Below are 17,596 nucleotides of genomic sequence, written 5' to 3' on the forward strand. Positions count from 1 at the left end.
GATGCCGGATGCGGGGTTCGGCGCGGTGCGGTGCGATGGTGGACGTCGGACCGCGCCGCCTCCCCAATCCTTCTATAATGGAGCACTGTTAGGCCTTCGGTGTGATCGTCCGATGTGGTGTCCCGTGTCCCAGTGAACGGCGCATACGGGTGGATGGTTGCCGGATGGCCGGTCCCATCGTCTAAGGAGAGCGAAAATGGCTGACGCGGTTGTTCTCATCACTACCCAGGCTGACAAGGTGTCACAAGCCGCCCAACGGATCGTGGAGCTCGACGGGGTGCGGGACGTCTATTCCGTCGCTGGAGATGTGGACCTTGTGGCGATTGTTTCGACGCCCGATTTCGATAACCTCACATCCATCATTCCCGATGGAATCGCCAAGGTCGATGGTGTCGTCTCGACCCAGACTCTTATGGCCTTCCGCCAGTATTCGGCGCGGGATGATGCCGCCGCCTTCGATCTGGGTGTGGACTGAGCTCCTCACGTCGTGCGGACATATCGCGCGCTCTGAGTGCCGTTCGGGCACTCGTTCGCGATTATGTGCCATCCACTGTTCATGAAGGGATTCATGACGTGTTTCATGGAGGGGAATATTGTGAGCTCCTTGTCGGAATCCAACGGATTGGCCGAGTCCGGGCGTCAGTGCGGGGGCGGTGGAACCGGTGCGCGTCCGGGGCGGGTGGCATCAGATGAGCGGACCCGGTTGAACGAGCGACCGCCGCTGGATGAGAGACCGCTGTACGACGTGACGTTGTCGTATGAGGACAACTACGCGCGCGGACCATTCGGGAGATTCGCGGTTCCCTGCCACGACCCCGAAGCCTGTTCATCGTCTGTGCGGCACGATGTCTTGGAAATGTCCGTGGGGGTTCCGTTCGGCATTCCGGCGGGGCCTCTGCTCAATTCGCGTTTCACGACGGCGGCTTTCCGGCGGGGCTATGATCTGGCCGTCTATAAAACCGTGCGGTCGCGGTCGTGGCCGTGCAATCCATTCCCCAACGTCGTCGCGGTCCACCCCCGATCTGCGGACGGGCGGCTTGATCCCCGCAGCGGCGAATCCGACGATGGGGTTCTCGCCGACGGGAATTTCACCGATCCGCCATCCATATCCAATTCCTTCGGAGTGCCGTCTCGCGATCCCGATGTATGGCAGCCCGATATGCGTGAGGCAATTCTCGCCGCGGGTCCGGGGCAGCTTCTCATTCCCAGCTTCCAAGGGTCACGGGTCCCCGGGATGGGCACCGCGGCCTACGTCGACGACCATGTCGCAGCGGCGCGGATGGTGTGCGAGACCGGGGCTGGACTGATGGAGATTAACACCAGCTGCCCCAATGAGGGGCGTGATCGTCTTCTCTGCCATGATCCGCGCCTTGTGGGCGAGATCGCGCAGGCCGTGAAGAACGAGATAGGCGACAGACCCCTGCTGATCAAGCTCGGCTTTCTCGCTGACGACTCCCTTCTGGAGGAGATGGTGGACCGCACCGTCGCGCGGGGTCTCGCCCAAGGATTGTGCGCGATCAACACGCTCTCGGCGCGGCTGGTCGATTCCCATGGGCATCAGGCGCTGCCCGGAAAAGGGCGGGAGCACAGCGGGGTGTGCGGCGCGGCCATTCGGGACGCCGGACTTGACATGGTCCGACGCCTGTCCGCGATCAGGGAGCGTCGGGGGATCGACTTCACCATCGTCGGTGTGGGGGGAGTCGCCGGCGTGGACGATTACCGGGCCTATCGATCCTGCGGAGCCGACGTTGTGATGAGCGCGACGGGTGCCATGTGGAATCCCGACCTGGCGATGGAGGTTCACGCTTTCGAATCGAGCCATGAATAGGCCTGCGCGGTGTATGCGTATGCGGCGGGGCTTTTGGCGGTTCTCGGCGGTTCGCGGAAGTCCCCCTGAACTGGGCCGGTGATGGTGTGCGCTGGCGGCGCATTTCACGGGGCCACCACAACCCGTGTGGCACTATGGCATGAGTGGCATGCGGGCTGATTTTCGTTGCGGTGGCCGCCTGACCGTGGGCTTATGGGTCGGCGAGGCGATGAAGAGGCTCGAGGGATACTGGATACTGGATACTAGATAAAAGGGGTTCGGACGATGGCCGAAAAAAGGGAGGACGTTCTTCACGTTGAGGGCGGAAGACCTCTCAATGGCGTCATCAAGGTGCGGGGCGCGAAGAATTTCGTCAGCAAGGCCATGGTGGCGGCGCTGCTCGCTCCGGGTGTGTCGGTGCTGAAAAATGTTCCGGAGATCCGTGATGTGCATGTGGTCTCCGACCTGCTGCGGTTGCATGGGGTGGATGTGACGGTCGACGGCTCCGCCGGGGTGGTCACCATTGACGCGTCCAATGTGCGGCTGGCGGACGTGGCCGATGTCGACACGCTCTCCGGATCGTCGCGTATCCCGATCCTCTTCTCCGGACCACTGGTCCACCGTCTCGGCGAGGCGTTCATCCCGGCTCTGGGCGGATGCAACATCGGTGGACGGCCGATCGACTTCCATCTGGAGACGCTGCGCAAGTTGGGTGCCACGGTCGACAAGGAGCACCGCGACGGCATCCATATCACCGCGCCCAATGGTCTTCACGGAGCGAAGATTCATCTTCCCTATCCATCGGTCGGAGCGACCGAACAGACGCTTCTCGCCGCGGTCCTCGCCGAGGGGAAGACCGAGCTTTCCGGCGCCGCCATCGAGCCTGAAATCATGGATCTGGTCGCGGTGTTGCAGAAGATGGGGGCGATGATCTCCGTCGATGTGGACCGTACGTTCCGCATCGAGGGCGTGGAGCATCTCAAAGGATATGTGCACACGTCACTCACCGACCGCATCGAGGCAGCGTCATGGGCATCGGCGGCGCTCGCGACGCATGGCGATATTTTCGTCAAAGGCGCGCAGCAGCCCGATATGATGACATTCCTCAATGTGTTCAGGAAAGTCGGAGGAGAATTCGACATCACGGATTCGGGCATCCGTTTCTGGCATCCGGGTGCGGACCTCAAACCCGTGGCAATCGAGACGGATGTGCATCCCGGATTCATGACCGATTGGCAGCAGCCGCTGGTGGTCGCGCTGACCCAGGCCAACGGATTGTCGATTGTGCACGAGACGGTTTATGAGAACCGCTTCGGCTTCACAAAGCCGCTGATTGACATGGGTGCCACCATCCAGCTGTACCGGGAGTGTCTGGGATCGCTTCCCTGCCGTTTCCAGCAGCGCAATTACAAGCATTCCGCCGTGATATTCGGTCCTACGCCGTTGACCGGACGTGACATAGACGTTCCGGACCTGCGTGGTGGGTTCAGCCATCTTATTGCGGCTTTGGCCGCCAACGGGCCATCGGATGTGCATGGGATCAGCCTTATCGATCGTGGATACGCCGATTTTAGGGGCAAGTTGTTGGCCCTCGGGGCGAATGTCGACTGAGAGTCATTCGACTGAGGTCGAATGACTCTGACGCGTTCATTGGGCGGGTTTTGCGTTCGTTGGGCGGGTCCTCCAGCTATCCCTTCATTCAGAGTGCTGGAATTAAGCCATTTCTGGAATCTTCTACTGGGAGGACCCGCCCAACGAGCAACAAACCCGCCCAACGAAGGGGTTGCCATTGGATTTCCCGGGGTTCATTGGCAACCCAATCCAATAAACATGGGTCTTCACTGGACATGGGTCTTTGAACATGCTGGACATGGGCCTTCACTGGGTGTGGCCCTTCACCAGGCAAGTCGGTGGGATGTCGCAGTCATGTCTTGGCATCCCCAGTCCCGGTGCCGTGGCACCTCGGTGCCCTCGTGTCTGGGTGCCGTGTCGTTCACTGGATTGTGGTGCTCGCTGGTGTCTTAATATCTCGCGTGGCCGCGTTTGGCTCTGACGACATCGTGCCCACTGAACGTGTGCCGTCATGTGCGCGGATCGGCGGCATCCATATTCCCGTCATTGCGCGATAGCGATCTACCGGCATCAACCCCTTCCAGCCCGAAAGTCGGCGACGCTCCTATCGACGGCTGTGATCGAGCAACGCCCGTGCGACCATCATGGTGAATTCCCGTAGGGAATTCCGGCTATTCAGATCCCCCTTGACCGCCACCAGCACAGTCCAGCCCAGATCCTGCAGTCTGTTCCTTTTGTGGATATCCGTCGTCCACCGACGATGGTCATAGTGATATTCGCCGTCATACTCGATCGCGACATGGTGAGCTTCGAAAGCCATGTCCACTTTCCACTCTTTCTGAGAAACCATGTCGATGATCGGATGGTTCACGCTAGGACAGGGCAGCCCGGCGTTCGTGAGAGCAAGGCGCAGAAGAGTCTCCTGCGGTGAATCGGTCCCTTCCACGCTGTGGGACAACGCGGTAAGGCACCGTCGCCGCCCGGGGAATCGGCCATAGCTCATGATGGCCTCTCTGAGCTTGTGATGACTGCTCTGTCGCAGATCCTTGTTAGCGCAGGTCAGCCAGTCCATGACCATCGTCAGAGATTCGACATCGGTGTACTGGGAGATCTGGCACACGGCCTGTTCGACCGATACGCCCGAAAAAAGCTCGTCAAGCCGCTGAGTCGACATGGGGCCGGTCCACAGATGCTCGTCCACTCCCACGAGATGTGATTTCTCCTTCATATGTGGAACGGTGACATGCAGGAGATGGGGATTGAGTCTTGTGGTCAGACGCAGTGTCATTCCATGAAGCTCGAGAAGGGTTGTGTGGCTGAAGGTCAGATGACGACTGGTGCGCAGGGCTCTCTGCCGGCAGTCGCGATGTCGGAGAGTTGCCAGTTCTCGCGCCTTGTCCAAAGTGAAGAATCCGGTTGTGTGGGTTGTGTTTGACGTGTGGGCGGATGATGCGGCGCGGAAAGTGGCTGTTGCGGCGGAGATCATGTCGTGAGAGTAATTCCGATAGGCGTGGCGTGGAGGGGGCGGCCATGTGTGTGGACAAAGATGTGTGGACAAAGATGTGTGGATAAAGATGTGTGGATAAAGGCGGCCCTTCTCGGACTTGCCGTGCAGTTCCCCAACGGGGAGGATGTTGCCAGGCGGTGCGTGGTCTCTCCACGGAGTGGGTGCGGCGGATGCGGGTGAGAACGAGCGGATAGAAGTGGGCGCACAGGAGTTTTTCATCCATTGGGCGGATTCTGCGTTCGTTGGGCGGGTCCTCCAGCTATCCCCTCATCCTGAGTGCTGGAATTAAGCCATTTCTGGAATCTTCTACTGGACGACCCACCCAACGAGCAACAAAACCGCCCAACGAACGCGCCGCGCACTCAGAGAACACGAAAATGGGGATTATCATCGCGGCGATTAGCGTCGTGGGTATTGTCGTCGTGATCTATTTCCGGCAAGTGCGCCGGCTGTCCTCCCGCCTGCGGCACAATGGAGATATGACATCCAAAGGAAAGCCTTCGCCTCGTTCTTTTGTAGATCCTCTGTCACGTGAGCAGCTCCGGATTCTGGCGTCCCGCCACCATCTGGTCGATCCGACCCGATATTTTCCCACGGGTCCGCGCCAGGAGGATACCGCCGAGATAAACGCCCAGAATCCACGTGCCACGAGGATTCTCCTCGGAGGAGTGTCCGTCGTGGTCCGCACCCACAGCAGGGTCCGCGCTTGGGGGCTGGAGAACGTTCCGATCGAGGGGCCGTTCATCACGGCGGCGACGCATGTCACGATGTACGACGTTTTTGTGCCCATGATGGCTTTGTTCCACATGGGCCGTCGACCACGTTTCATGGCGAAGGCCGAGATGGCGCGATGGCCGGTTATCGGGCGATGGTTCCGTCTGGTGGGAATGCAGCCGGTGCTGCGGCGGAGTGGCAAGGCCAAGGTCATCGAGGAGGAGTCGGTCCGCATCCTCACATCCGGTCGTCCTTTGACGGTGTGGCCGGAGGGCACGGTGACGCGCGACCCCCAGAAATGGCCCATGAGCCTTAAAACCGGCGCCGCCTTCATCGCACTGGAGGCATCCAGACGCTGTGGACGCCAGATTCCGCTGTTCTGCTCCATCACGTGGGGAGCGGCGAGCATCAATCATTGGTGGCCGTGGCCGAGGAAGAACGTCGTCATGTGCTTCGACGACAGAATGGATTATTCGGATCTCCTTGGCGATGTGGACGACTGGGGTGAGGAGCCTCCCATGGAGGCTGTTGCCAAGCTCACCGAGAGAATAAGGTCGCGGATGGAGGCCGTTATGTCCGAGATCCGTGGTGAGGCGCCTCCTTGCGATGGATACTGGGATTTCCGCACGATGCGTCGTGTCCCGCGTCCGGAGGGGAAGCAGGCGTAGCATTGCACGGGATGAGTCGGCGACGCGTGGCCGACGTCGGCACGATAGTGATGAACGTAGCGAACGTAGATGAACGTAAATGAATGGAGAGTGTGCGGTTATGGCGGGTATGAAGGTCACTGTTGTGGGGGCCGGCGCATGGGGCACCGCATTCGGCCAGGTTCTGGCGGATGCGGGGAACCAGGTGACTATGTGGGCCATGGAACCCGAGATCGTCGATGCGATCGAGACCACTCACCGCAACCCTTTCCGCCTTCCCAGCGTTGAGCGCCTGCCTGCGGCCATAAGCGCCACTGGAGACCGTCGGGCCGCCGTCGAATCCGCGCGGATCGTCGTTGTGGCCGTCGCGGCCCAGTTCGCGAGGGTGGCGTTGGAGCCTTTCCGTGATCTGATTCCGAGCGGGGCCGTGGTGGTGTCGCTGATGAAGGGCATCGAACGGGACACCGACAAGCGCATGGATGAGGTCGTCCGCGAGTCTCTTGACCTTCCTGAGGATAGGTTCGTCGCCGTGTCGGGGCCGAACCTCAGCCGTGAGATAGCGGACAGGCAGCCGGCCGCGACGGTTGTGGCCTGTGCGGACATGGATGTGGCGCGTATGGTCGCAGAGGCGTGCACAACCGACTATTTTCGTCCTTTCATCAGCTCCGATGTGATCGGCGTGGAGATGTGCGGCTCGCTGAAGAATGTCGTCGCGCTCGCGGTGGGTATGGTTCGGGGCGCGGGGTACGGGGAGAACACGGCGGCCATGGTCGAGACGCGAGGGCTGGCCGAGTTGACGGCCTTGGGGTCGGCGGCTGGAGCCCAAAGGAAGACCTTCTCAGGGCTGGCTGGGGTGGGAGACCTTGTCGCCACATGCGGGTCGCCGTTGAGCCGCAATTACACGTTCGGGGCGAACCTCGGCAAGGGCCTGAGCGTCGAGGAGGCCACGAGGGTGAGCAATGGCGTGGCCGAGGGTGTGCCGACGACGTCCGCCGTGGTCGGACTGGGCCGCCGGCTCGGTGTGGACACGCCCTTGGCTTCGGCGATGGATCATGTGCTCCGTGAGGGCCTGTCCTGCTCGCGCATGCTATCCGAGCTTTTCGGTGAGGATATCGTCGAAGAATAGTCGTCCGCCGTGCACGTGGTTGTGGACGTGTGATGGTGGTGGAGGGCATCCGGCGGATGCCGTGGTGCGGTTTCGGCGATGATGGGTGTCATAGGCGCGGATGTGGCAGTCCGCGGGAAACGGGGATCGACATGGTGAGAAAACGTGTGGCGGTGTTGTATGGCGGTCGAGCCGATGAGCATTCGATTTCATGCGTGTCCACTGCGGGAGTGCTGGGAGCGATGGATCCACAAAGGTTCGACCCCGTGCCCATAGGCATCACGAAGGATGGTCAATGGATAACTGGTGGTGAGGATCCGCGGGATTTCCGCTTGGATGCGGGGTCGCTGCCCACGGTGTCGCGCACGTCCTCATCGCGTGACGTGATTTTGGACCCTTCCTTGGGATGCGATGGCTTCCTTGGGAGGAATGCTGATGGCACGCTCGATTCCTTGGGTCATATCGACGTGGTCTTTCCTGTGCTGCACGGTCCTTATGGGGAGGATGGCACCGTTCAGGGGCTTCTGGAGATGATGTCGGTGCCGTACGTCGGTTGTGGCGTGTTCGCATCGGCGGCCTGTATGGACAAGCATTACACCAAGCTGATCCTTCAGGCCGCCGGGATCCCGGTCGCGGAGGGCATCACGGTGGATATGCGTGGAGTCTGTTCCGAAGGCGAACCGCCCGCTGATGGCGTGGAAGGGATCATGGCCCGTATCGACCGTGCGGGATTGACGTATCCGTTGTTCGTCAAGCCGTCGAGAGCCGGGTCGAGTTTTGGCGTAACGCGAGTCGATTCCGCGGATGGGGATGCGCTTGCCGCCGCGCTGGTGGAGGCATTCCATCATGATTGGCGAGTGCTTGTGGAGCAGGGGGTCGAGGGACGCGAGATCGAATGCGCCGTGTTGGCGGAGCATCCCGGAGATGAGCCTTCGGTGAGTTGGCCGGGGGAGATCGTTCTTGACCGTCATGATGACGATGAGCAGTTTTACGACTTCGACAGCAAATACACCGACGCCCAGGCCTCGCATGTCGAGGTCCCCGCTCATCTGCCGCAGGATGTGCTTGATCGTGTGCGTGACGTCGCGGCCCGCGCGTTCGTGGCCGTCGACGGCGCGGGTCTGAGTCGCGTCGACACGTTTGTGACGCCGGATGGACGCGTAGTGGTTAATGAGATCAACACCATGCCCGGTTTCACCCCGATTTCCATGTATCCGCAGGCATGGGCCGCAACTGGAGTCGATTATGGTGAGCTCGTGGGGCGTCTGATCGAGGGCGCTTCCCGGTGAGGTCGATGTGACGCCGCTTATGCGGACGCCTTCGGAATGGCCGGTGGACGCCGGGGATCGGTCGACCCGTAGCATGTCCTCGCTTGTGGTGGCGCGGCGAGGGTCATGTTGTTGAGGGGTGGTTGTGGAGTCGCGGGCAGAGGTTGCCGCGCCAGAGGCAGTCGTGTCGTAGGTGATCGTGTCGTGGATGGGAGTGTTCGATGAACGATGATGGTTTGAACGCGGACGGCCGCGGTGGGTCGGGAATGGATTCCGAGTATCCGCAGGGTCCTTCGCCGCAGCCCTCTTCGCCGCAGTCCGGCCCGTCGCAGCCGCTCCAGACCCCAGCCCCAAGCCAATCGCCGTGGCTTCCTGCGGATGTGGCGCGCCGTAGATTCTCCCGTGTCGGCGCGGGGCTGTCCGTTATGCTCCTGATCTGGATCGCCCTGCAGATGATTTGCTACCAGCTGCTGAGCATGGTCGTCGCGAAGGGTTCCGACGGGTCATATCCCACATGGGTGACCCTTGTCTCGTCGAGCGGTCCCCTGTATTTGATCGCCATGCCGCTGTCACTGCTGGTGCTGTCGGCTGTTCCCGTGCTCGCGACGCGGCGTTTCTCGATGGGTATGCGGGAGTTTTTCAGGCTGCTGGTCATCTGCTTTCCCCTCATGTACGCGGGCAGCATCATCGGGTCGGTTCTTTCCGAACTGTTGTCCCAAGGGACCGCGGTCAACGGGGTGGCCGACCTCATCAATGAGTCGGACACACCCACCGTCCTTCTTTTCGTGGTGATCCTCGCGCCGACATTCGAGGAGTGGATGTTCCGTAAGCAGATCATCGACCGTCTCCGCGTGTATGGCGAGCGCACTGCGATGGTGGTCTCGGCGCTCGCCTTCGCGCTGTTCCACCTGAACCTTTTCCAGTTCTTCTACGCCTTCGCGCTGGGACTGGTGTTCGCCTACGCGTACCTTCGCACGTCGCGTCTGCGGTACAGCGTGGCGATGCACATGATCGTCAATCTCAATGGTTCGGTGATCGCTCCGTGGGTGTTGTCGCTTCTGGGCAAGGACACGTTGACGGCCATCGATTCGGGATCCATCACCGCGATTGAGAAGGCCCTCCCCAGTTCAGGCATCGGTGTCGCGGTGTATCTCCTGTACGCTCTGGCCATGATGGCGCTGATCATTCTGGGAGTGGTCCTTCTGGTCCGTGGGTGGCGTCACAGGGAGTTCTACACCGCTCCATGCGAGCTTGCGAGTTCCGTGAGGACGCGCACCGTGCTTCTCAATCCGGGGATGCTGGTGTATATCGGATTGTCCGTGGTGGTGGTGGTAGTGCTCACCATGCTGCTGTGAATCACTCATACAGCTGTGGTTCGCCGTGTCGTTATATTTGCTATGGCCTTTTGGTCCGCATCTCATTCCCCGATGGCGGCCCTCTGTTCGATGAAGTCGGCGTCGGCCAGCGCCCGCACCGCCGCGTCGCGCAGGGTTGAAGCCAGCACACCCTCTTTGGCGAACACAAGAACCCTGCCTTCGATCCCATACGGGGAGAATCCGGAGAACCTCACCAAAGGCGTGCTTGAGGGCCGCGTCATGCCGTTCGTGGCGGTGCCCACGCTGTCGATGACCCGGCGTTCGGCCTCGGCGACGGGAGTGCCCGCCTTGATGGTGAAGGGGATGTCCACGCAGGCTTCGTTCGCCGGCACTATGCGTTCAAGCGCGGAGGTGTTGAGAACGGAGTTGGGGATCACCATCCTGTTGCCGTTGCGCTCCACAAGAACGGTCTGACGCCAAGTGATGTCCGTGACGGTCCCCGTCGTTCCGGCGATGGTCACGAGATCCCCGGGATGGATCACATGACCCATCATCAGGCCGAAGCCGCCGATGACGTTGGCTATCGTGTCCTTGAGTCCCAGTGACAGGGCGAGGCCTCCGATGCCCAGAGCCGTGATGAGCGTCGTGGGGTTGATTCCAAACACGGGCTGCAGCACGATGGCCACCGCCACGGTCCAGATCAGCACCCGTGTGAGATTGATGAAGATGGAGACGCTGGGGATGTTGGACCGGTCGAGAGCGTGCCGAAGGATGCTCAGCAGGACCTTGGAGGCCACGGCGGCCGCGAGGGCGACAGTCAGCAGGAGGATGATGCGGCTCGCGTTGGATGAGAGCCATGAGCCGATGGCCGCGACAGCTCCCGTGTCCGTTGCCAGCGTCATGTCCACGCTCATGCGTTCCCCCTCTCGCTTTTCTCCCCGTCCTCCATCCGGCGTTTCCAGGAGTCATGGAGTTCGAGCATGCGGGCTCTGTCCTCGGCGTCGACGAATGACGCCTCGATGGAGTTGCGTGCGATTGAGGCCAGTGACGCGAGGGACAGACCCGCCTTGCGCAGCGCGCGATAGTTGTCGGCGATGTATCCGCCGAAATAGGCCGGATCGTCGGAGCTGACCGTGACCCTCACCCCAGCCTCCAACAGTGACGGTATGGGCAGATCGCGCACCTCCGGCACAACGTGCAGGCGGACGTTCGATAACGGGCACATGGTCAAGGGGATGTTCTCGGAGGCAAGCCGCTTCACCAGACTCGGATCGTCGGCGCTGTGGACGCCGTGGTCGATACGTTCCACGTGAAGCAGGTCCAACGCCTCCGACACATAGGATGAGGGGCCCTCCTCGCCGGCGTGGGCCACTCGATGCAGTCCCATCCGGGCCGCCCTGTCGAACACCTCGGCGAACAGCGAGGGCGGATATCCGACTTCGGCGGAGTCCAATCCGATTCCCACAAGGTCCGCGACACGATGCTCCACGGCGTCCAGTGTGCTTTGGGCCGACTCCACGGGAAGATCGCGCACGATGCAGAGGATCAGCGAGCTGCTGATGCCCCAGCGCTCGCGTCCGATGCGCATTCCGTCAAGCAGACCGTCCATGACGGTGTCGATGGACAGTCCGTTGCGCATGTGCACCTGCGGATCGAAGAAGATCTCGCTGTGGAGAACCCCGTCCCGTGCCGCCCTGCCGAGATAGGCCAGCATGAGGTCGCGGAAGTCGTCGGATGTCCTCAGCACAGCCATCAGCTGGTAGTAGAGGTCGAGGAACGATTGAAGGTCGTCGAACTGGTACTGGCGGCTGAGCGTGCGCAGGTCGGTCCATGGAAGGTCGACCGAGTTGCGCCGGGCCAGTTCGAGCGCGAGGTCGGGCTCCAGCGTCCCCTCAATGTGCAGATGCAGCTCCGCCTTGGGGAGTGTGGCGAGTGTGTCGACGGTCATGAGGATGCTCCTTCGGATGGGGGGACCGGGGGGACGATGGTCGGCTCCGGGGACAGTCCCCGGCGTCTGGTCCGCGCTAGGGAGGCTTTGGCGAACAGGTTCACCGCGGCGAGAATGTTGCGTCTATCCTGCGAGGATAGTCCGGCGAATGAGGAGATCATGTCGGGAAGCGCCCGGGGGATCACTCCCAGCATTCCCCGCAGGCTGTCGGCGCCGCTTGATTCAAGGGTCTGGAACAGGGCATCCACGGTCCGCTTGCGTTGTTCGACGGACAGTCCCTCCAGCCAGGCGTTGAGCGTTGTATTGAAGTATTCGGAGCCGGGCGCGACGGATGGCATTCTGGTGAAAAGCCCGTCCCCGATCTGCCAGGAGAACGCGTCGTGCTGCATGAGTCCACGCTGGTCGGATTGGACCACTGTGCAGGGCTCGGGAGTGTCGAATATCATGCCGACGATAGACGAATCGGGGATGATCTTGGTGATCTTCCCGATGGCGTTCTGGTAGCGGGGCCCTTCCACCACCTCCCGGGGGAAGCCTGGACCGTCGAGGCTGTAGGCGCGACTAATGCGGGACCGCACGGAGTCGACCGCTTCGACGGCCGCGTAGACTGCGAGGTTTCCACCCTTGGAGTGTCCCGTCGTGATTATTGGGCCGCGTCGCCACAGGGCCGCAACCCGTGACAGGTATTCCTCGGCGGATCGCTGCGCGGGGACCGGGTATTGGAACGTCATGTTGAAATCCTCGCGCCAGCCGGTGAAGGACTCGTCGGTGCCGCGGTAGGCGATCACCATGGTGCCGTCCGGGAGCATCATCGTCTGCGCCGCGAACTGGGTCTGGTGCTCGGCGCTGAACCGCTCTTCGACGGCCCCCACCCGTATCGGTCCGAAGCGGGGGCTTGCGCTGAGCGCCTGAACGAGGAGTCTCGTGCTGTCGGGACTGCCCAGTCCGGTGTGGAATCGCGCGAAATCGAAGTCCGATGCCGTCATGGCGGTTGTCACGCCTGTGATGGTGGGTCCCTCGAAGGCGGGGTGGAATATGGCCTCAATCGATGCCCACGGATGATGAACGTCGAAGTTCCTGACTCTGCGGGTCCATGTCGACAGGCGACGCTCCTGGTCGTCCAGACGTGGAATGTCGTCCGGCAGGCGTTCATATGACAGACAGGCGAGCACGAGGGCGTCGATCTCTCCAAAAGGTCGCGAGGAGAAGTCCTCGGTGGTCGAGGTGACGTAATCGATGATATTGCCCATTGGTGTCGATTCCCTGGTTCGGTGGGCGGTCGTCGTGCTGTGGCCGACGACCGCCGGGCCCGCGTTATGGGGTTGGCGGTCCGGATTCCATCGTATGCGGTTTTCCGTCGGGACGGCACAAAGAAGAACGTCGTTGGGGGTTTCGCCTGTTACGCAACGCCGAGAGCGATATCGAGCCGTTCCATCTTAGAGTTGGACGCATGTCCTATGAGGAGAAGCGTGTTGGTGTCGATCTGTTGGTTGGTGGTTTCGGGGCTCTGAATGGGCAGTCCTGTCCGGGGGTGGGCTGGGTGGCCCTTGACGAGGGAGATGATGGCGCGGTGACGGTGCGTTACCGCGATGTTCTTGAGGATGTTCCGTCTCCGACGTGGCTCGCGTCTTTGGGTTCGGTGGTCGTCGCGGTTCTGGAGAATACGGGGGAGCTCGCGTCGTTAAGCGTGTCGCGGCGAGATGGATACCCGGTCACGTCCAGGCTGTCGCGGGTCAAGGTGCCGGGAGAGGGGCCCACCCATGCCGCGCTCATGCGCGATGACCGCGGTGGGGTCAAGGTGGTTGTGGCCGATTATGGCGATGGGACCATCGCAGTCCACGGTCTTGACGCGTCCGGACGTCTGACGGCGGCGACGCAGTCGATTCCCGCGTCCCCGGGGCTGCACGGTCCTCTCCCGGCGCAGAGGGGGCCACATGCGCACTGGGTTCTTCCCTTGCCTGACGGCCGGGTGCTGACGACCGATCTGGGAGCCGACCGGATTCATGTCCATCGGTGGAGGGATGGGATTCTGGTGCGTGAGGCGTCGTTGGTTCTTCCTCCGGGAACGGGTCCGCGCGACATGCATCTTCTTCCGCTGGCGGATGGCGGATGGCGCGTTGCGGTGGTTGGTGAGTGGGGGTGTGACGTCACGATTCTGGACATGTCCTGCGTCGATGGCGCTCCAGCTCTTGATTCCGCCGATCGTCCGGAAGCCAACCCATCGGATGCAGGCGAGCGCGCGGCCCGTCGGTCCCAGTGCATATCTCTTCCGGCGGCGGCGGGTGATCAGGCCGCGTCTTTGGCGTTCGTCCCGGACCCGACGTGGCGCGTCGAATCCGCCGGGCGACGTGGGACGTCCTCAACCCTTGGCTCCGACGGCATGGTGTATGTGGGTTTGAGGGGGTCGGATCGGATTGTGGCGTTGAGATGGTCGGATGGACGGCTGTCCGTCATCCAACCTTCGAGCCGCGGGATTTCCACGCCTTTGACGGCGGAGATGGACGTGCGGGAGGTGGATGCCCGTGAGATGGATGCACAGGGGAAGGTGATGCGGAAGAGGGCGCCGCAGAATGGGGTGGCGGCGGAACCGGATGGCTTATGGCGCGAGAACGGCGTGTCGAGCGGTGGGGGAAGACCTCGTCAGATTCTGGCATATGGACGGTTGCTTGTCGTCTCCAATGAGACCGCCGACCACCTTGATGTCTTTCGCATCGATAACGATGGTCGGCCGGTGTGGTGCGGTGGAGCGCATGTGGCGTCTCCGACGGTCGCTCTTCCCATCTGATTCGCACGCGTCTGATTCGCATGCGTGTGGCCTTGCGGGTATGGTCCGCCACCATACCCTGGTCCCTTTAGCCCCCTGACCCCTTTAGCCCCTTGGTTCCTCGGTACTTCCGCCGGGGTGGCCTTCCGGGGCTATTTGGGTCTGTCGGATTGGGACAGTGCGATGGCCTCGTCCCTTTTCGGACACTGGGGGATTCCCGACGAACTGTGTTGTATGGCCAGGGATGCCGCGGCGTTGGCGATCCGCACTGCGTCCAGAAGAGACCAGCCTTGTGCGATCATCGCGCACATAACTCCGGTGTGGCATGCTCCCGCGGACCGTGTGTGAATCGGCTGGGTGGGGAATCCCGTGATGTGCGTGAGGGCCCCTCCACGCTCGCGCACCCATGCCCCGCGCGATCCGGCGCGGAGGACCAGTGGCGCGTGGAGTGCGTCCCCGAGGTCGGCGCACAGGACGCGCATGGCATCGTCGAATCCTCCTCCGACGGTCAGCGTCGATGAGTAGTCGATGTCGACGCCGAGCCTTTGGGCCAGCGTCTGGGCCTCTTGCCTGTTGCAGGACCAGAGGGGCTGCGACAGGACGGTGTCCTCGATAAGCTGATCGCTGACAAGATGCAGGGACCGTGTCGGGTTGATGACGATGGTGTATCGGTGGCTCTGTGGGGCGGATTCAGGCCTGTGGAGGAACGCGTCGATTCCCGATGCCGAGTGGTCCATCAGGCTGTTGCCGCTGATGTGGACCACATCGGATGGTTCCGGGTCGATGGTGTCGAACACGTTCTGGTCTCCCTGAGCCTCCGCGCCGTAGCGGGCGATGAAAGTCTTGCTGTCGCCATTGTTGAGCACCAGGCGGAATCCGCTGTCCGAGTCGATTCGATCTTGGCCGATGTGGTCGATGCCCTGCTCGGCCAGCGTCGTGCGGATGGCTGTTCCCCAGATTCCTGTTCCGATGATGCCCGCGTGCATGCTCGGGGTTCCCATTTTGCGGGATGCCTGCAAAACGCGGAAACTACCTCCCAGATTTGGTGAAGCGTCGGACGCGACGGCGAATCCTCCGGCCGCGGGGATGTCCCCGACGTCCATCATGATGTCCATCCAGATTTGCCCCAGTGAGATGACTGTGGGGGTGTGCGTGACGGCTTTTGCCTGGCTTGTTGGCGACATGCCGGTCTCCTTCGCAACGGTGCGGTTGTGGATATCCAATGTCGTGCATGGATGACCTTGGCTTAGCAGATGAACCTGACAATATCACGACTGACATTAGGTATTTAGATGTGCGTCATGTATGGCATAGTCTGGAATCGCCTCGGAGGTCCAAAGGTTGCGGATCGCAATGACAGGGTATATAGTAGGAAAATTGTGTGCCCATCCCATCTCGTGCAGTATGTGGCGGGAAGCGGGGAAGGGTGTAGTGATGTCTTGCAAGACAACGTTTAAGGGAGTCCATCATGGCAGCTCGTTGCGCAGTGTGCGGCAAGGGACCGCAAACCGGTTACACCGTATCGCATTCGCATATCCGCAATAAGCGCGCCTTCCGCCCGAACCTCCAGCCGGTTCGCATCACCGTTGACGGGGAGAACGTTCGCGTTCGCGTATGCGTCAAGTGTCTCAAGGCCGGCAAGGTTCAGCGCGTGGCCGCGTGAATCCCTGCGGAGTGACGTGTGGCCCCGGAGACCGTTATGGTCTCCGGGGCCGTTCGTATACCCATGGAATGGGATTCCCCTTTAACCCTTTGGCGTGGTCTGCGTTTGACGTGGTCCGTGCGACCGGGAACAATGCGATGGTATGAGCGATTCATCCGACTCCTCATCCCCAGCCATCGGCGGCACCGCATCCTTGCCCGTCAACGGTGGCGCGGGAGTGTCCCCGATATCGCTTGACACGCGTGTCTCATCGGTTATATCCAACAAACGCCGTGTGTCGGCGTTGCGGTCGTTGGGGATCGTCACGGCAGGGGACGCGCTCACGTATTACCCATTCAGGGTGGAGGATCCCGCTCCGATCCGCACCCTCGCATCAGTTCTTCCTGGACGTGATGCGGCCGTCGTCGTCAGAGTCGTGGACTCCCGCGTGGTGCCTTTGTCATCGAGACAGGGATGGCGTCTGGAGGCCACGGTCGTCGACTCATCGGATGATGATGGTCCGTCGGTTGACGTTTCGGCGATTCTGGGTGGTCCGACGGCCACTGTGGTCTTTTTCTCAAGGAAGCGTCCCTATATCGCGTGGATGGAACGGCGGCTTCAGAAGGGGGCGACCGTGGTTGTCAGGGGGACGGCTGGAGAGTTCAACGGGGCTCTGCAGTTTGTGCATCCGGATCTGGACGTCGTGGCGGATGATGCGGCCAAAGACGAGGTGGTGAGGCGCATGGCGCGTCCCAGGCCTGTGTACCACGCGAACTCGCGCATCTCCTCAGACCATGTTCATGAGGCCATACTTGATCTGCTGTCACGCCTTGGTCCCGACTCCGTTCCGGATAGGATTCCCGAATCCATTCGTGACCGTCGGGGTTTCCCCCGTCGCCGCGAGGCTGTGGGAATGGTCCACGATCCGGAAAGCGTCCCGGAATTCCGCCGTGCCATAGAGGCGCTGCGGTATGAGGAGGCGCTGGTGTCGCAGGTCGCGGTGCTTCGTCAAAGGAGCCAGACCCGTGCCGATCGAACGTTCACATGCGCTGACAGAACGATGGTCGACGAGTATCTTGAAGCGCTGCCCTTCTCGTTGACGGACGGCCAGAGAGATGTGATGGCCGCGATCGCTGAGGATATGGCCTCGGGCCATCCCATGCACAGGCTGCTGCAGGGCGAGGTGGGATCCGGGAAAACCGTGGTCGCGATGGCCGCGATGCTCCAGGCCGTCGGATCGGGACATCAGGCCGTTCTTGTCGCGCCCACGCAGGTTCTGGCGGGCCAGCACCATCGATCGCTGGAG

Annotated in this window: 15 protein-coding genes; 10 read left to right on the forward strand and 5 right to left on the reverse strand. The window is 61.7% G+C overall.

Annotated features, from left to right (window positions below; translation table 11 throughout):
* Positions 1 to 196 precede the first annotated feature (196 nt).
* From Q1X90_RS02825 to murA, 3 genes are all read left to right on the forward strand, one after another.
* Entirely contained in the window at positions 197 to 475 is a 279-nt protein-coding gene (locus Q1X90_RS02825; RefSeq protein ID WP_300766343.1) for an Lrp/AsnC ligand binding domain-containing protein, read from the forward strand.
* Positions 476 to 580: 105 nt separating this feature from the next.
* Positions 581 to 1,828 (forward strand): diguanylate cyclase, encoded by a 1,248-nt coding sequence (locus Q1X90_RS02830; protein WP_300766345.1) that lies wholly within the window; start codon positions 581 to 583, stop codon positions 1,826 to 1,828.
* 264 nt (positions 1,829 to 2,092) lie between these two features.
* Entirely contained in the window at positions 2,093 to 3,418 is a 1,326-nt protein-coding gene (gene murA, locus Q1X90_RS02835) for a UDP-N-acetylglucosamine 1-carboxyvinyltransferase (protein ID WP_300766346.1), read from the forward strand.
* A gap of 565 nt (positions 3,419 to 3,983) precedes the next feature.
* On the opposite strand, the gene Q1X90_RS02840 is transcribed toward murA, so the two are convergent.
* Positions 3,984 to 4,865 (reverse strand): hypothetical protein, encoded by an 882-nt coding sequence (locus Q1X90_RS02840; RefSeq protein ID WP_300766348.1) that lies wholly within the window; start codon positions 4,863 to 4,865, stop codon positions 3,984 to 3,986.
* A gap of 500 nt (positions 4,866 to 5,365) precedes the next feature.
* Here Q1X90_RS02840 and Q1X90_RS02845 point away from each other — a divergent pair, with 500 nt between their 5' ends.
* The 4 genes from Q1X90_RS02845 (at position 5,366) to Q1X90_RS02860 (ending at position 9,975) form a co-directional block, all read left to right on the forward strand.
* Positions 5,366 to 6,268, forward strand: coding sequence for a 1-acyl-sn-glycerol-3-phosphate acyltransferase (locus tag Q1X90_RS02845; RefSeq protein WP_300766350.1), 903 nt, complete (start codon positions 5,366 to 5,368; stop codon positions 6,266 to 6,268).
* A 109-nt stretch (positions 6,269 to 6,377) separates the two neighbouring features.
* On the forward strand, positions 6,378 to 7,373 hold the full coding sequence (locus Q1X90_RS02850; RefSeq protein WP_300766374.1) for an NAD(P)H-dependent glycerol-3-phosphate dehydrogenase: 996 nt from the start codon (positions 6,378 to 6,380) through the stop codon (positions 7,371 to 7,373).
* A gap of 131 nt (positions 7,374 to 7,504) precedes the next feature.
* Positions 7,505 to 8,641, forward strand: coding sequence for a D-alanine--D-alanine ligase family protein (locus Q1X90_RS02855; protein WP_300766353.1), 1,137 nt, complete (start codon positions 7,505 to 7,507; stop codon positions 8,639 to 8,641).
* 200 nt (positions 8,642 to 8,841) lie between these two features.
* A complete protein-coding gene (locus Q1X90_RS02860; protein WP_300766355.1) occupies positions 8,842 to 9,975 on the forward strand; it encodes a CPBP family intramembrane glutamic endopeptidase in 1,134 nt (377 codons plus the stop codon).
* Between the two features lie 62 nt (positions 9,976 to 10,037).
* On the opposite strand, the gene Q1X90_RS02865 is transcribed toward Q1X90_RS02860, so the two are convergent.
* Genes Q1X90_RS02865 through Q1X90_RS02875 form a run of 3 tightly spaced genes read right to left on the reverse strand, consistent with a single transcriptional unit; the run spans position 10,038 to position 13,134 of the window.
* On the reverse strand, positions 10,038 to 10,850 hold the full coding sequence (locus Q1X90_RS02865) for a mechanosensitive ion channel domain-containing protein (RefSeq protein WP_300766358.1): 813 nt from the start codon (positions 10,848 to 10,850) through the stop codon (positions 10,038 to 10,040).
* Positions 10,847 to 11,884: an adenosine deaminase gene (locus tag Q1X90_RS02870; RefSeq protein ID WP_300766360.1), complete on the reverse strand. Its 1,038-nt coding sequence runs from the start codon at positions 11,882 to 11,884 to the stop codon at positions 10,847 to 10,849. Before Q1X90_RS02870 ends, Q1X90_RS02865 begins: the two co-directional genes overlap by 4 nt.
* Positions 11,881 to 13,134, reverse strand: a complete 1,254-nt coding sequence (locus Q1X90_RS02875; RefSeq protein WP_300766362.1) for a DUF2974 domain-containing protein — start codon at positions 13,132 to 13,134, stop codon at positions 11,881 to 11,883. The genes Q1X90_RS02870 and Q1X90_RS02875 overlap by 4 nt, the downstream gene beginning before the upstream one ends.
* A gap of 200 nt (positions 13,135 to 13,334) precedes the next feature.
* Here Q1X90_RS02875 and Q1X90_RS02880 point away from each other — a divergent pair, with 200 nt between their 5' ends.
* Entirely contained in the window at positions 13,335 to 14,669 is a 1,335-nt protein-coding gene (locus tag Q1X90_RS02880) for a beta-propeller fold lactonase family protein (RefSeq protein ID WP_300766364.1), read from the forward strand.
* A 131-nt stretch (positions 14,670 to 14,800) separates the two neighbouring features.
* Here the strand turns inward: Q1X90_RS02880 and Q1X90_RS02885 are convergent, their stop codons facing one another.
* Positions 14,801 to 15,832: a PfkB family carbohydrate kinase gene (locus tag Q1X90_RS02885; protein ID WP_300766366.1), complete on the reverse strand. Its 1,032-nt coding sequence runs from the start codon at positions 15,830 to 15,832 to the stop codon at positions 14,801 to 14,803.
* Between the two features lie 284 nt (positions 15,833 to 16,116).
* Here Q1X90_RS02885 and rpmB point away from each other — a divergent pair, with 284 nt between their 5' ends.
* Both rpmB and Q1X90_RS02895 read left to right on the forward strand, forming a co-directional pair.
* On the forward strand, positions 16,117 to 16,311 hold the full coding sequence (gene rpmB / locus Q1X90_RS02890) for a 50S ribosomal protein L28 (RefSeq protein ID WP_300766368.1): 195 nt from the start codon (positions 16,117 to 16,119) through the stop codon (positions 16,309 to 16,311).
* A 142-nt stretch (positions 16,312 to 16,453) separates the two neighbouring features.
* The coding region (locus Q1X90_RS02895; RefSeq protein WP_300766370.1) for a DEAD/DEAH box helicase at positions 16,454 to 17,596 on the forward strand (1,143 nt) is incomplete at its 3' end.

The organism is uncultured Bifidobacterium sp. (assembly GCF_949292005.1).
In the GTDB taxonomy this organism is placed as follows: Bacteria; Actinomycetota; Actinomycetes; order Actinomycetales; family Bifidobacteriaceae; genus Bifidobacterium.

Excerpts from the sequence above, each read along its gene's own strand:
- Q1X90_RS02825 (WP_300766343.1), top strand. The coding sequence starts at position 197 with ATGGCTGACGCGGTTGTTCTCATCACTACCCAGGCTGACAAGGTGTCA.
- Q1X90_RS02830 (WP_300766345.1), top strand. The coding sequence starts at position 581 with ATGGAGGGGAATATTGTGAGCTCCTTGTCGGAATCCAACGGATTGGCC.
- murA (WP_300766346.1), top strand. The coding sequence starts at position 2,093 with ATGGCCGAAAAAAGGGAGGACGTTCTTCACGTTGAGGGCGGAAGACCT.
- Q1X90_RS02840 (WP_300766348.1), bottom strand. The coding sequence starts at position 4,865 with ATGATCTCCGCCGCAACAGCCACTTTCCGCGCCGCATCATCCGCCCAC.
- Q1X90_RS02845 (WP_300766350.1), top strand. The coding sequence starts at position 5,366 with ATGACATCCAAAGGAAAGCCTTCGCCTCGTTCTTTTGTAGATCCTCTG.
- Q1X90_RS02850 (WP_300766374.1), top strand. The coding sequence starts at position 6,378 with ATGAAGGTCACTGTTGTGGGGGCCGGCGCATGGGGCACCGCATTCGGC.
- Q1X90_RS02855 (WP_300766353.1), top strand. The coding sequence starts at position 7,505 with ATGGTGAGAAAACGTGTGGCGGTGTTGTATGGCGGTCGAGCCGATGAG.
- Q1X90_RS02860 (WP_300766355.1), top strand. The coding sequence starts at position 8,842 with ATGAACGATGATGGTTTGAACGCGGACGGCCGCGGTGGGTCGGGAATG.
- Q1X90_RS02865 (WP_300766358.1), bottom strand. The coding sequence starts at position 10,850 with ATGAGCGTGGACATGACGCTGGCAACGGACACGGGAGCTGTCGCGGCC.
- Q1X90_RS02870 (WP_300766360.1), bottom strand. The coding sequence starts at position 11,884 with ATGACCGTCGACACACTCGCCACACTCCCCAAGGCGGAGCTGCATCTG.
- Q1X90_RS02875 (WP_300766362.1), bottom strand. The coding sequence starts at position 13,134 with ATGGGCAATATCATCGATTACGTCACCTCGACCACCGAGGACTTCTCC.
- Q1X90_RS02880 (WP_300766364.1), top strand. The coding sequence starts at position 13,335 with ATGTCCTATGAGGAGAAGCGTGTTGGTGTCGATCTGTTGGTTGGTGGT.
- Q1X90_RS02885 (WP_300766366.1), bottom strand. The coding sequence starts at position 15,832 with ATGTCGCCAACAAGCCAGGCAAAAGCCGTCACGCACACCCCCACAGTC.
- rpmB (WP_300766368.1), top strand. The coding sequence starts at position 16,117 with ATGGCAGCTCGTTGCGCAGTGTGCGGCAAGGGACCGCAAACCGGTTAC.